The sequence below is a fragment of the Amycolatopsis palatopharyngis genome, from assembly GCF_003385185.1.
GTDB lineage: Bacteria > Actinomycetota > Actinomycetes > Mycobacteriales > Pseudonocardiaceae > Amycolatopsis > Amycolatopsis palatopharyngis.
The window spans coordinates 55,459-68,349 of sequence record NZ_PQHZ01000012.1 but is presented as its reverse complement, the minus strand read 5'-3'; the positions used below and the strand labels follow the sequence as shown (position 1 = coordinate 68,349).

At 67.1% G+C, this 12,891-nt stretch carries 13 protein-coding genes; 5 read left to right on the top strand and 8 right to left on the bottom strand.

From position 1 onward, the window contains the following. Positions 1-29: 29 nt before the first annotated feature. From D0C15_RS11960 to D0C15_RS11930, 7 genes are all read right to left on the bottom strand, one after another. The gene (locus tag D0C15_RS11960; protein WP_116044125.1) at positions 30-1,226 is read right to left on the bottom strand and encodes a type III PLP-dependent enzyme; all 1,197 of its coding nucleotides are present in this window, start codon (positions 1,224-1,226) and stop codon (positions 30-32) included. Beyond that, on the bottom strand, positions 1,226-3,007 hold the full coding sequence (locus tag D0C15_RS11955; protein WP_116044354.1) for an IucA/IucC family protein: 1,782 nt from the start codon (positions 3,005-3,007) through the stop codon (positions 1,226-1,228). The genes D0C15_RS11960 and D0C15_RS11955 overlap by 1 nt, the downstream gene beginning before the upstream one ends. Positions 3,008-3,020: 13 nt before the next feature. Continuing rightward, positions 3,021-4,673, bottom strand: a complete 1,653-nt coding sequence (locus D0C15_RS11950; protein ID WP_162830042.1) for an IucA/IucC family protein — start codon at positions 4,671-4,673, stop codon at positions 3,021-3,023. After that, a complete protein-coding gene (locus D0C15_RS11945) occupies positions 4,670-6,379 on the bottom strand; it encodes an IucA/IucC family protein (protein ID WP_116044121.1) in 1,710 nt (569 codons plus the stop codon). Before D0C15_RS11945 ends, D0C15_RS11950 begins: the two co-directional genes overlap by 4 nt. After that, positions 6,380-7,423 carry a 2,3-diaminopropionate biosynthesis protein SbnB gene (gene sbnB, locus D0C15_RS11940; protein WP_281270697.1) on the bottom strand — a complete coding sequence of 348 codons (1,044 nt, stop codon included), beginning with the start codon at positions 7,421-7,423 and terminating at the stop codon, positions 6,380-6,382. Continuing rightward, positions 7,420-8,442, bottom strand: a complete 1,023-nt coding sequence (gene sbnA, locus D0C15_RS11935) for a 2,3-diaminopropionate biosynthesis protein SbnA (RefSeq protein ID WP_245975716.1) — start codon at positions 8,440-8,442, stop codon at positions 7,420-7,422. Before sbnA ends, sbnB begins: the two co-directional genes overlap by 4 nt. A gap of 230 nt (positions 8,443-8,672) precedes the next feature. Further along, positions 8,673-9,143, bottom strand: coding sequence for a MarR family winged helix-turn-helix transcriptional regulator (locus D0C15_RS11930; protein ID WP_116044118.1), 471 nt, complete (start codon positions 9,141-9,143; stop codon positions 8,673-8,675). Positions 9,144-9,237: 94 nt separating this feature from the next. On the opposite strand from D0C15_RS11930, the gene D0C15_RS11925 reads away from it, so the two are divergent. Continuing rightward, positions 9,238-10,203 (top strand): ring-cleaving dioxygenase, encoded by a 966-nt coding sequence (locus D0C15_RS11925; RefSeq protein ID WP_116044115.1) that lies wholly within the window; start codon positions 9,238-9,240, stop codon positions 10,201-10,203. Continuing rightward, the gene (locus D0C15_RS11920) at positions 10,200-10,811 is read left to right on the top strand and encodes an alpha/beta hydrolase (protein ID WP_116044112.1); all 612 of its coding nucleotides are present in this window, start codon (positions 10,200-10,202) and stop codon (positions 10,809-10,811) included. Before D0C15_RS11925 ends, D0C15_RS11920 begins: the two co-directional genes overlap by 4 nt. Before the next feature lie 39 nt (positions 10,812-10,850). On the opposite strand, the gene D0C15_RS11915 is transcribed toward D0C15_RS11920, so the two are convergent. Continuing rightward, complete coding sequence (locus D0C15_RS11915) at positions 10,851-11,489, bottom strand: alpha/beta fold hydrolase (RefSeq protein WP_116044109.1); 639 nt, start codon at positions 11,487-11,489, stop codon at positions 10,851-10,853. A 128-nt stretch (positions 11,490-11,617) separates the two neighbouring features. Between D0C15_RS11915 and D0C15_RS11910 the strand changes: the two genes are divergently transcribed. From D0C15_RS11910 to D0C15_RS34095, 3 genes are all read left to right on the top strand, one after another. Further along, positions 11,618-11,989 carry a LapA family protein gene (locus D0C15_RS11910; RefSeq protein ID WP_116044342.1) on the top strand — a complete coding sequence of 124 codons (372 nt, stop codon included), beginning with the start codon at positions 11,618-11,620 and terminating at the stop codon, positions 11,987-11,989. 56 nt (positions 11,990-12,045) lie between these two features. Then, positions 12,046-12,480 (top strand): VOC family protein, encoded by a 435-nt coding sequence (locus D0C15_RS11905; RefSeq protein WP_116044107.1) that lies wholly within the window; start codon positions 12,046-12,048, stop codon positions 12,478-12,480. Between the two features lie 203 nt (positions 12,481-12,683). Beyond that, complete coding sequence (locus tag D0C15_RS34095) at positions 12,684-12,857, top strand: hypothetical protein (RefSeq protein WP_162830041.1); 174 nt, start codon at positions 12,684-12,686, stop codon at positions 12,855-12,857. Positions 12,858-12,891: the final 34 nt, after the last annotated feature.

Sequence of the window (12,891 nt, the reverse complement as noted above, 5' to 3'; positions counted from 1 at the left end):
TCGTTAACACAATCCGTGCATTGCGGATGTCACGTTCTACCCAGAAATACCTGTTCAGGATGTGGATGACTGAGGAAGTCGTGGTGTGAGATCTCCCAGCCGTAGGCCCCGGCGTACTGGAAGACCAGCACGTCGCCCGCTCGAATCCGCGGTGCCGCGACCTCCCTGGCGAGGACGTCCTTCGGGGTACACAGCTCGCCGGTCACGGTGAGCGGCTCGCCCGCGGACTCCGGTCGCGGCGCGGGGTAAGCCCAACGCTCGACCGGCTGGACGACGAACGGGTGACTGTGTTGCCAGGACACCGGCAGCCGGAAATGGTGGGTCCCGCCGCGCACCAGCGCGAACACCGAGCCGTGGTTGCGCTTGACGTCGAGTACCTCCACCGCGTAACTGCCGCATCCGGCGACCAAAAAGCGCCCGCACTCGAAGTCGATCTCCCGCCAGTGTTCGGGAAACGTCAGCTCGAGGTCGCGCAGGCCGCGAGTAAAGCCGGCCCAGTCGAACTGCGCGTCCAGGTCGCCGTAGTTGACGCCAATCCCGCCGCCCATGTTCACGACCTCGCAGCGCAACCCGAACTCCCGTTCCCAGCCGAGAACCCGGTCCCGGTAGACCGCCAGCATCTCGAGGTGCGCGCCTGCCGAGAGGTTGTTCGACAGCGAGTGCAGATGGAAGCCGGCAAGGCGCACGCCGGGAAGGTCGAGAGCGATGCGCACCGCCTCGGGCAATGTCGATTCATCGACACCGAACTGGGTCGGCCTTCCCGCCATCGCGATGGTCGCGGCAGGAAACGGTCCCGCGAGGTTCACCCGCAGCAGGACGTCGGCACGGACGCCGAGGCGGGAGGCGATCGCCGAAACACGGTGTAGCTCCAGCACGCTCTCCACATGTAGCCGGAGCACTCCGGCCAGCAGTGCGTCGGCGATCTCGCGATCGGTCTTCGCCGGCCCGCCGAACAGAATCGCCGAGTCCCCATCCACAGCGCGGGCCTTCGCCAGCTCACCGCCCGAGGCGACCTCGAATCCGGCGACCAGCGGCGCCAGCGTGCGCAGCAGAGGTTGTGCGCTGTTCGCCTTCATCGCGTAGAACATCCGGCAACGCGGGGGAAGTTCCGCGACCAGTGCCCTGACGTGCGAAGCCAGTTCGTCCAGGTCGTAGGCGTACAGACACACCGGGTCTGGCCCTTTCGCTCGCTCGGCGACCAGGGCGGTGATCCTGCTGCCGGCCATCACGAGGTCGCAAGGGGGTTCGGTACCGGGTGCAGCCGAAGTTCTGTGTCCGGCAGCAGTCGCCGGGTGGTGAGCCGCTCCACCGCGATGGTCGGTTTGGTCAGGTCGAACTCGGCGAAGCGGGTGGTTAGCTCGGGAAAAGTTTGCTGGTACTTCGTCACCCGCGCCCGGATCAGCGCCCAGAACTCGGTCTCGGCCAGTCCGTACGCGTCGGCGAGAAAGATCGCCAACTCGCCGAGGTTGATGAAGAAGAACGCGTCCAGCAGGAAATCCGTCACCAGGTCCAGATCGTCGGTCTCCACAAAGGAGTTCCGGTTCCCGTGGCTGGCCGGGGTTCCCGCCAGTTCCGGACATCGTTCCGGCTCCGCGAGATGTGCACGGGAGAACCGCACCCCGTCATGGAAATCGCGCAGCGCCACCCGGCTCGGAACTCCAGCACGATGCAGGAGAACCATGTTCTGCGCGTGCGACTCCAGCGCGATTCCGTGCGCACACAGCAGATGCAGTAACGGAACGACGCTTACCTCGACGAGCCGGTCGAGCCAGCCGGTGACTCCCTGTTCGCGAATCCACCGATCGATCAGCGGTGTTCCGTCGATCTCGCGGGCCGTCAGCCCGGTGAACGGCACGGCCTCCTCGTCAGGATCGACATGCGCGTGCAAACTCTCCCGCCAGATGCAGGACAACGCCCCGTAGATCTCTTCATGTAACAGTCCTCCGGGCTGGTCTGGCCGCACGGCGCTGCCCTGGATCTCACCGAGCAGCACCACCCTGCAGGCATCGCGCAGGAAGGGATCCGATTCGACCACACCGCGCAACCAGTCGGAGATCGGTGCGGCGTTGCGCACGGTATGCGGCGCGAGCACCCTGCTGGTCGAAGTGTTCACAATGGACATCGAAAGTTTGAGGTAGGGGCGGCGGGCGGCAGTGGTGCAGGCAAGTGTGCGAATCGACTGCTGTGGAAGGAACTCGTCCGGATCAGGCCCCAGTAGGTGCAGTTGCCCCGCTCGGAGTTGCTCCGCGAACGCGGTTTCCACCTGCTCGCGCCACTGCCAAGGATGCACCGGCAGCAGGGTGAAGTTCGCGGGATCGGCACCTGCCGCACGCAGGACGTCCAGGAACCGGTCGACCGTGGCGGCGCCGAGTTGGTCACGGACGAAGTCGTGCCTTTCGAGGGTCCTCGACGCGGTCACCTCGGTGATCTCGTTGTGCGCCGCGATCCACAACGGACGCACCGGGTGAGCGAACTCTGGGCCGAATGCGTAGTTGTCCTCTCCATCGAAGCCCATGCGCGACTTGTACGTCGGGTGGTACCGGTGCCCGTCGGTGATCCGGCACTCCAGTTCGTCGTAGGTCGCACCGGCGAGTCGATCGCCTCGAAGAATGCGCACGTACTGCGCTGTCGCGTCCTTGACCAGCGTCTCCTCGAGCTCCCTCGCGAACCTGTTCAGCAGCAACGGGTCAGCGTCCAACGCGGCCTGCGCCTCGCCGAGAAACCGGGGAAGCGAGACGGCTTCCGCCGTGCCGGCAGCATCGCACCGAAGGATCGGCTCGGTCACGGCGACGCGGCCGAACCCGAACCGGCGCCGGGCAGTGACGAGGTACCGCACCGGCTCTCCGTCGTCGCTCACCGCGTCCACAACCGACTGGCCAGCGTCGTTCTCGTGTGCCCGCACCGCGCGCTCGTACAGCAGTGACTCCAGCAGTTGCCGGAACACCCTGCGCCGCACCTCTGCGAAGCCCGGCGCCCGCGCGGCCCGCTGCACCAGATCTGGTTCCATCGACTTCACCTGATCACTCCTCACGCAGCGGGTTCGGGACATCGACGTACAGCGGACGCTCGCCGCGTCCGCTGAATCGGCTCAGCAGGTTGGCCTTCGCGGGCAGACTCCTCGCGGTGAGCAGGTCGCGGCCGCAGGAACCCGCCGGCTCGCAAGCCGCGACCTCTTCGCGCACCACCCGCCACAGGCGCTTCTCCCCGGTCCCGGTGTGTCGTCCGAGGACCCGCAGCACGTGCCCGAGTTGGTTGGTCACCGCGTGATACCGCAACCGCGACCAGGCCTCGGCATCGTCATAACACACCGGACTGTCCGGCGCCGGCGCGTACTCACCTGCCCGCGCAGGAATCCGGTCCCTGCTCACGCTGACCCCCTCGAGGTCGCGTACCCAGAACCGCACCGGCCAACCGTCCTCCATGCACAGCAACGAGTTCTGTACATGTGCCTCGAAACTGACGCCGTCGGCCGCGAAGACGCCAAGCAGGGGCAGCAACGAGATTCGCAGGTAGTGCCGCAGCCACTCCAAAGTGTCTCCTGCCTCCCACACCCATCGCACCAGTTCCGGCGGCTCGCCCCCGGGGCCCTCCTCCAGCAGTGCGGCCAGCACCCTGGGCGACTGGCCGTTGGCATGGAACGGGTTGTCCCGGTACAGCACGCCGAACTCGGCCGAAAGGTCGCCACCGGCCACCTCGGGATCGATCGTCCGAAAGCCGCTCTCCAGCAGTACCTCGAAACCAGCACAGGACCAGCCGGGAAGCAGCCTGCCGATGAGCATCGACGCGTCGGTGGCCCGTCGCAGATGCTCGACCGGGTTGGTGCGGACGAAGTTGGTGATTCGTACGTGCAGCGGCAGCTTCCACGAAGATGGGAACCCGGGGTCGCACACCGTTCGCACCGAAGAGGTCGGGTACACCCTTGGGCCGAGCGGCCCAAGTGGCACAAGGCCGCCCTCCTCCACAAGTGTCCGGACGCGGGGTTGCGCGAGCAGGTGACGAACCTGCCACGGATGCGCGGGAAGTGGAACGAAACCGGCCGGCACGTGCTCCCGCACTTCAGCTGGGGTCCAGTCCGTATCCGTGATTCGGCGCTGCAGCAACAGCTCCTCGGCGACTGCCAGCTGATGCGGTACGAACGAGGCGCCGAGTTCGGGGGCGAAGTGGGCGAGGTCGTTCTCGTCGAATCCTTCTGCGCTCTTCGGGGTCGGGTGGAACGGGTGTCCGGTCAGCACGCGTTGCTCGGCGTATCTGGTCAACGCCTTCGCGTCCGGACCGGGAAAACCCCGGTTCGGGGCCTCGGCGAGATAGCGGGCGGTATGGGCGACGCTGCCCCTGACCTGTCCGGCGAGCTCCGCCCGGCGAGCCTCGGCGTCGGCGAGGCCGGACCGGTCGGCGATCTCACGCAGCAACGCGTCAAGGAACGCCGCGTTTCCAGCCGGAACAGTTTCACCGTTGTCGGCACCGAACAGTACGGTGTCGTCGAACAGGTGCCCGCCGGTGAGCGACCGGTATCGCACTCGCACGATGAGAGTGCACTGTGCCGCGGCCAGTGGAATGCGCAACTCGCCTTCGGCAGGCACCTGACATTTCGTTTCCCGCAGGAACGCGTTCAGCAACCGCTCCCGCGCTACCCGCCAGGCCGTCTCGGTGTAGTCCTGTTCCACTGTGCTCATCCGGTCGTCCACGGTGATTCGAGTAGCGGGTTGGGTACCGAGCCCGTTTCCGCGGGCATGCTCACCCCGGCCGACGGGCCGCGGCGCAACAGCGGCCCGAGTACCTGCCTGCTCGGCCAGCGCGGTTCGTCCAGCAGCCGTCGCCGGACGGTTCCCGCCACGTGCGCGGGAAGGTCCAATGTGTCCATGGCTTCCGTTGTCGCCGTACGGACCGTCTCCCACAGTGTTTCCTCGCTGATCCCGTAGTGCCTGCCGAGCGCGTCGGCGATGGCGAAGAGGTTGACCTGGATACCGAGTGTCTGCAGGTAGCCGATCAGCCGGTCGGCGGACTCGAGAGACAGCGACTGCGCGGCACCGGGCCGGACGCGGTACCGGGGATCGGCGACGCCTGCTGCCGACATCCACTGTGGACACACCCTTACCGTGTCGTGGTCGCGGAGTATCAGCCGGGCCGCGTGCCCGTTCCGCACGGTCAGAACGACGTTCTGTCCGTGCGGTTCGGGGAGAACGCCGTACCGCAGGAACCCGAGCATGGTTTCGAGGAAGAGCCTTGCCAGCTCCGCGAAGAACGCGAGCGGATCCCGGCCACACAGGATCGGCCGTTCGAGTAGCTGCCACTCGTGCGCCGCGAGCGCCGCGGCCGGGAGTGCGATCGTGGCAGGATCTTCGAGTACGCCGCGCGGGTACTTCCGCACCTGTGCGGCCAGATGCCCCGGCCGGTCGGCGAACTCGTCGCCGGGGTTCGCCTGCCAGCCGCACCAGGTCCGCTCGTCGCAGATCAGCACCCTGGCTCGCAGTTCGGGGTCGCGGTCGAGCAGGTCGCGGAGCAGTTGCTCGCCACGTTCCCCGTTGTCCAGGTAGCGAGGCGGCAGCAGTCGTGCGGCGCCGAGTGTGGAGATGCCGAGTGGAAGTTTCAGGTGCAGGGCAGACTCCGGCGCGGTCGCGAGAGTGCGCAGGGATGCGGTCGGCTGGAACCGCCCGAGACCGCTGAGCAGGGGACGCACGGCTCCGGATGCGAACTCGTCGGCGAACTGTGTGGGGAGTACGTGTTCGAGTTGCCACGGGTGCACCGGAAGGATGGTGAACTCGCCGGGAGGAAGACCGCTCCTCCGGAGGGCATCGGCGAGCTGTTCGGCATCCCGTTGGTTCAGCAGCAGATCTGCGATTCGGTCGCTGCCCCCGCCCGTGCCGTGCCGCAGAAACTCGGTGTGGACCGCGACCCAGTCGAGTGCGAGTGGCCGCCTGCGCATCGGCCCGTAGGTGGCCAGTTCGTCTTCTGTCCATCCGCTCGCGGCTCGCGCGGTGGGGTGGAACGGGCGATTGCGGGTGGCGGCGAGACGCTCACCCGCGAGCAGCCCACCCGGCTGGGGGAGCAGCGTGTGCCGGGCGGCCAGTGTCACGCGAGCGTGCTCCACGGCCACGCGCAGATCCGCGGTGACGGAATGAGCGTGCGGAAAGTCCACTGCCAGCAACCGCAGCAGCTCGGCCGGTGTCAGTTCCACCGTGCCACGGCGCACCGGCCCGCGGCTGTAGCGGTACTTCTGCAGGCGACCGCCTGCGCGCACGAGCACCTCGACGCCCGCAACCCGGTACCGCCACTCGTCGTGCCCAGCCGGTTCCGCGTCGCCCTCGGCGAAGCCGAACAGGTTCTCCTGCAGCAGTGTGTCGACCAGGTCGCGGACGACCTCCTCGGCGGCCGGATCCATTTAGTACAGATCCAGCCAGGTGCCGATCTCTTTCTCCCTTGCCCTGCGATGAACCTCGGCTGCGCAGGCTATGTCTTCCACGGCCATCCCCATCGGGTTGAGCAGGATGATCTCCTCGTCGTCTTCCCGGCCAGGACGAGTGCCTGCCAGTACTTCGCCGAGTTCGGCGTGCAGTTGTTCCCTGGAGAAGGTTCCATCGAGGACCAACTGGTTGATGATCTTCTTCTCCCTGTTGCTCTGTTCCCAGTCGTCGACGACGACCTTGTCCGCGTTGAGGAACACGTCCTTGTGCACGTCCATGATCGATACGTTGGCGAGGAACGTTCCAGGACTGAGCCAGGAGAAGGGAATGTAGGGGGCATCGGCGAGAGTGCACGGCAGGACGACCTCGCCGGCACGTACCGCGTCCTCGGCGCTGCCGGTCACCGTGACCTCGATGCCGGGCCGTTCCACCCCGATCCGGTCCGCCAGGGCGTGCGCGGCGTCCGGGTCGGTGTCGAAGAGGTGGGCGGTCGTGATGTTCGGGAACCATCGGGTGAGCGCCCTGAGCTGAGTACTGCCGATCACCCCACAACCGATCAGTGCGAGGTCGGTGAAGCCGGGCCTCGCGAAGTACTCGGCGGCGAGGCAGGTCACGGCGGCGGTGCGCCACGCGCTGATCAGACTGCCTTCCAGCAACGCGATCGGGTAGTTGGTTTCCGGGTCGTTGAGCACGATCACGGCACTGGCCCGTTCGAGTCCGCGAGCCGTCGGGTTGTCGTGCTTGCTTCCGATCCACTTCAGACCGGAAATGCCGGGATCGCCGACGTAGGCGGGCATGGCGATGATGCGGTCCGCGATATGTCCCTGTTTGCCATTCGCTCGCAGGTACGGCTTGAGCGGTTGCACGGTCCGGCCGGCCGCGTGCGCGACGAGGGCGGCCCGCAGGGCGGTGACATAGAGCTCGGGATCGGCGCCACCGACCGCCGCGATGTCCCGGCGATTGAGGTAGAGCATTCGCGGGGAATCCGTGCCGGCATCCGGGGAGGCGAGGGTCTCGGTCACGAACTACTCCTGTCGGTGTCGGTGTCGGTGGCGGTCTCCGCACGACGAAGCCGTGCCTGCTCCAGCCAGTCGTCGTCGTAGACCAGGTCCAGGTAGCGGTCGCCGCGATCGGGGAAGATCGCCACGATGCGGCAGGGCTTCGGCAGCCGGGGCAGGCAGCGGGAGATCGCCGCGACCACCGAACCACTGGAGCCGCCCGCGAAGATCCCCTCGGTGGACAGCAGCTCCCGGCAGCCGAGGGCGGCGTCGACATCGTCGACGTGCACGACCTCGTCGACCTCGGCCGGGCAGCACAGCTCCGGCACGCGGCTGGAGCCGATCCCGGGAATCTCCCGCCGCCCTGGCGGGCCACCGAAGATCACGGACCCGACGGCGTCCACGGCGACGACCCGCAGCCCGGGAAAGCGTTCCCGGAGCCGGCGTGAGCAGCCGAGGACGCTGCCGGTGGTACTCACCGCCGCGAACAGGTAGCCCGGAGGCTGGGTGAGCTGCGTGACCAGCTCGGCTCCGGTCCCGTGGTAGTACGCCTCCCAGTTGCGGTCGTTGGCGTACTGGTTGATCCAGATGGTTCCCGGTCGTTCGGTGAGCAACTCCCGCACCCGCCGGATGCGCGTGCCGAGGTAACCCCCCGCCGTGTCCACCTCGTCGACGACCTCGACAGCCGCTCCCAGACTGCGCAGGATCGCCAGGTTGGCGGAGGTCGTCTTCGGGTCCACGACGCAGGTGAACTCGAGGCCGTGTACGCGCGCGGCCATGGCGAGGGCGATCCCGAAGTTGCCCGAGCTGCTTTCGATCAGCCTGCTGCCGGGCGTGATCGTGCCGTCGTGCAGTCCGCTCTCGACGATGTAGCGCGCCGATCGATCCTTCATGCTGCCGCCAGGGTTCATCAGCTCCAGCTTCGCGACCACCTCGACGTCCGGGGCCGGAAACAGGCGATGCAGCGCGACGACCGGCGTACCACCGACGCAATCGAGGATGGATGCGCGCACGGATCCGGCCACGGCGTCGGTGACAGTCACGGTTCTCCTCGGCTAGGCGAAGCTGCAGCAGCAAGGTAAGTCTTACCTTAGTACCGCTGTGACTGTAAATGAGAGGGCCGACACGAACAGTTACTGACGGGTTGGCGAAAGGGGCGGTCCCCCCGGATCTGCCAACTCGGCCCCCGGATCTGCCAACTCGGGCCCCGGATCTGCCAACTCGGGCCCTGGAACTGCGAACTCGGGCCCTGGAACTGCCAACTCGGGCGTCATCACCGCTCGATGGAGTTGACCGAGCGCAGGGTTCGCATCGCGTCGGCAAGGGAGGCCGAGACCTCCGGGCCGAGCGGGGTGAGGACCCTGCGCCGCAGGATTTCGGCGCAGGCCTGCCTGGCCTTGTCCGCGACATCGTGGCCGTGCTCGGTCAGCGTCACGAACGTGACTCTGCGATCCTCGGGACTGGGCACCCTGCGGATGAGGCCTGCGGTCACCAACCGGTCGGCCACCTTGGTGAAGCCGCCGCTCGACAGTGCTGCTTCGCCTGCGAGCCGGGTCATGGGCATCCGGTGCTCGGGAGAACGGATGAGGCGGATGAGGATGTCGAACGAGGCCGGCGCCAGCCCGAATCGCTCGGCGATCTCGCCCATCAGCCGGTCCTGCGTTGCGAGGTACCCCTCGATGACCAGTCCCCACCAGGTCACGATCTCGTCGTCGTCGGCACAAGGGTTGGGCTCGGTCGGCACGGGGTCAGTGTACCCGATTCATCTCACTGGAATATATCTTGCGCGCAAGAGGTTATCTGGTTAGCGTCGGAAACACCCCTCGAACGGAGTTGTCATGTCGATCAGGACTAGCGGACTGCACCACGTCACCGCCATCGGTGGCGACCCGCAGCGCAACGCCGACTTCTACCTGCGCACGCTCGGCCTGCGCCTGGTGAAGACCACGGTGAACTTTGATGACCCTGGCACCTACCACCTGTACTACGGCGACCGTTCCGGCAAGCCCGGCACGTTGCTGACGTTCTTCCCCTGGAAGGACGCACCGAGTGGGCGACACGGCACCGGACAGGCAACCACCACGTCGTTCTCCGTGCCGGAGGACTCGATCGGGTGGTGGAAGCAGCACCTCGAGGGTGCGGGCGTGGAGACCAGCCGGGTGACCAACCGGGACGACGAGGACGTGCTGAGTTTCCGGGACCCGGACGGTCTGCAGCTGTCGCTGGTCGCCCATCCGCAGGGTGACCCGAGGCAGCCGTGGGACAACGGGCACGTGCCCGCCGAGCACGCGGTCCGGGGACTGCACTCGGTGACCCTCTCGGTGGACCGGGAGGAGGCCACCGCCGGAATGCTGACCGAGGGGCTCGGCCTGGAGTTCGCCGACCAGGATCGCAACCGGTTCCGCTTCAGCGCGGGCGAGGGCGGTCCCGGTGCCCTGGTGGACGTTCTGGTCACCCCGGACGCGCCGAGCGGGCTGGTTGCCGCGGGCACCGTGCACCACGTGGCCTGGCGCGCACCGGACGAGCCGACCCAGGCCGCCTGGCGGGAGGAACTCGTCGACCGCGGTGTAAAGGTGACCTCGATCCTGGACCGGCAGTACTTCCGGTCGATCTACTTCCGTGAGCCCGGCGGAACGCTGCTGGAGGTGGCCACGGATGAACCCGGTTTCGGGATCGACGAGCCGTTGCTGGAGCTGGGTCGCGCCCTCAAGCTGCCACCGTGGCTGGAGCCGGACCGGGAGCAGATCCAGGCGATGCTGCCGAAGCTGGAACTTCCGGACGAGAACGACCTGGAGCGGGCATGAGTGAGTTGTCCCTGGAACACCGGTTCGTCGCCGGTGAGCAGGATGCCCCGGTGTTGCTGCTGTTGCACGGCACCGGAGGCGGCCCGGACGACCTGCTGGATCTCGGCAGGGAGTTGAGCCCCGCGTCGCCGATGCTCGCCCCGGCAGGGCCGGTGTCGGAGAACGGTGCACGACGGTGGTTCCGCAGGCTCGCGGAGGGCGTGTTCGACTTCGACGACGTTGTCGTGCGGGCGGGTCAGCTCGCCGAGTTCGTGCGAACGGCCCTGCAGCACTACGAACTGGGCGATCGGCGGTTGGTCGCGGCCGGTTTCTCGAACGGCGCGAACATCGCGGCCGCGCTTACCCTCATGCACCCGGACGTGGTCCGCGAAGCGGCCCTGTTCGCGGCGATGTCGCCAGTGCCGGAGCCGCCGCAGCACGATCTGTCCGGCTCGCGGGTGTTCCTCTCCAATGGTGAGCGAGATCCGATGGCACCACTGGATGCCGCGGACCGTCTGGTGCGACACCTGCGAGAGCGGTCGGCAGAGGTGACCACGCATCGCCACTCGGGTGGCCACCAGCTCACGCTCGACGGTGTACAAGCAGCACAGAAATGGCTCAAGGCCTGACTTTCAGGAAGATCCGGAAGCTGGCCGGCTGGCGGGGAGTTACAGATATGACGTCAGCCGGTCGGCCAGCTCCGCCGGGTGGCTGAGCGCGACAGCATGCCCACCGTCGATCTCGTCCGGGGTGATGCCGAGCCGCTTCGCTGCCACGTGGCGCTGGAAATCCGGCGTAAAGAATTGGTCCTGACGAGGGGTCAGTACCTTTGTCGGCACGTCGGGCCAGGCGTCGAGCGGCCACGGTTCGTCCCATTCGGCGCTGGCCTGGTCCCGTGCGTGCGCCGGGGCCTGCGCGACGAGTTCGGCCGGGACGCCGTTGAAGAACTTCTCCTCGTCGCTGAGCTCGGACTGGTCCTGGAAACCCGTGTTGCCCCACCATTCGCTCGGCGGCTCACCAGGGGCGGGAACCATTCCCGACAGCAGCACCAGCAACCGCACTGGTATCGCGTCGGCGACCAGCGGCGCGGTGAACCCGCCGTAGGAGTGGCCCACGACCACGAGGTCGCTCCGCTCGCCGACGGCTTTCACCACCGTCTCGCGGAACTCGTCGAATCCCGCGGACTCGTTCTCGATGGGCAGTTCCGGAGTACTGACCTCATGGCCGCGGGCGGCGAGTTCGGGAGCGACGAGGTGCCAGTCCCAGGCGCTACCCCCGCCGCCGTGGATCAACACGAATGTGGTCATGCCGGACAGCCTCCACCCAACCGAGCCGGCTGGCAATGGTCATACCGTCAACGCGGGCGATCTCGCCTTGATCACCCGTTCGGCTCGCCGGGCTGCGCCGAACTCGCGTCAGGGGGACAATGTCCGGCATGACACACGGGCAGGGCAGGAAGTGGACTTCCTCCGGCGGTGACGACACCGGGCCGGCCCCCGCAGAGTCCACATTGGATGACTACGAGAGGGACGAGCCCGCTCGTCCTGAGCACAGGCGCACCAGGATCAGTGGCGTGTGGATCGCGGTCGTCATCGCCACGATCCTGCTCATCTTCCTGCTGATCTTCATCTTGCAGAACCTCGACACGGCGACCGTGCACTTCCTCGGCATGTCCGGCAGCCTGCCGCTGGCGGTCGCGATGTTGTTCTCCGCGATCGCGGGTGCGTTGCTGGTGGCTCTCGTTGGTGGAGCCAGGATTCTGCAGCTGCGCAAGGAAAACCGGACGACACGCAGGGCCGTCCGCTAGAGCGTGCTGCCGGAAATCGGTTAAGCCACGCGGTGTCCTGCCGCTACTGTGTGCCGATGGCTTCGATCAAACAGTTTCAAGTCGCCTTCGATTGCGCGGAACCTGAGCGTCTCGCCCGTTTCTGGTGCGACGTGCTGGGGTACGAGGTGCCGCCACCACCGGATGGGTTCGCTACTTGGGACGATTTCGATCGCTCGCTGCCGGCTGAGCGCCAGGGTTCAGGATTCGTCTGCGTTGATCCCACAGGCGTTGGCCCTCGGCTGTTCTTTCAGCGCGTTCCCGAAGGCAAGGTCGTCAAGAACCGGGTGCACCTTGACGTCCGGGCAGGCAGCGGGCTCGTGGGCAAAGAGCGCCTCGACACACTCGAGGCCGAATGCGCACGACTGGTCGCGCTCGGCGCGGAGCGCGTTCGGGTGCTGCTCGCGGATGAGTTCGAAGAGTCCTGCATCGTGATGCAGGACATCGAGGGCAACGAGTTCTGTCTCGACTGAGGGTCCGCGAATGTCCCCGTTCTGTCCCTGTCGCGTATATGGAAGACACGCCCTAGCCGTTCGGCCGCCACTGCGGATCACGGCCGACTAGCCCGAGCACTCGATCCAGATCCGGGGCGTTCTCGGCTACCGGGACCACGGCGCCGGACCGAGGCCCCGTACGGGTCCCCGCGGCCGTCGCGACGAGATCTACCGGCAGATCCGTGCCGCGGTGGCCAGGGACGTACGGGGCCACGAGCGAGGACGTCATGGTCACCGCAGGCGCTCAGCAGGCGCTGGACCTGCTCATCCGCGTGGTGTTGCGGCCCGCGCGACAACGACTGGCTGTGTACTTCGTGCACACTGTCGGCACCGGAACTGCCAACTCACGCCCGTAATCTGCGAACTCAAGCCCCGAAACTGCAAACTCGA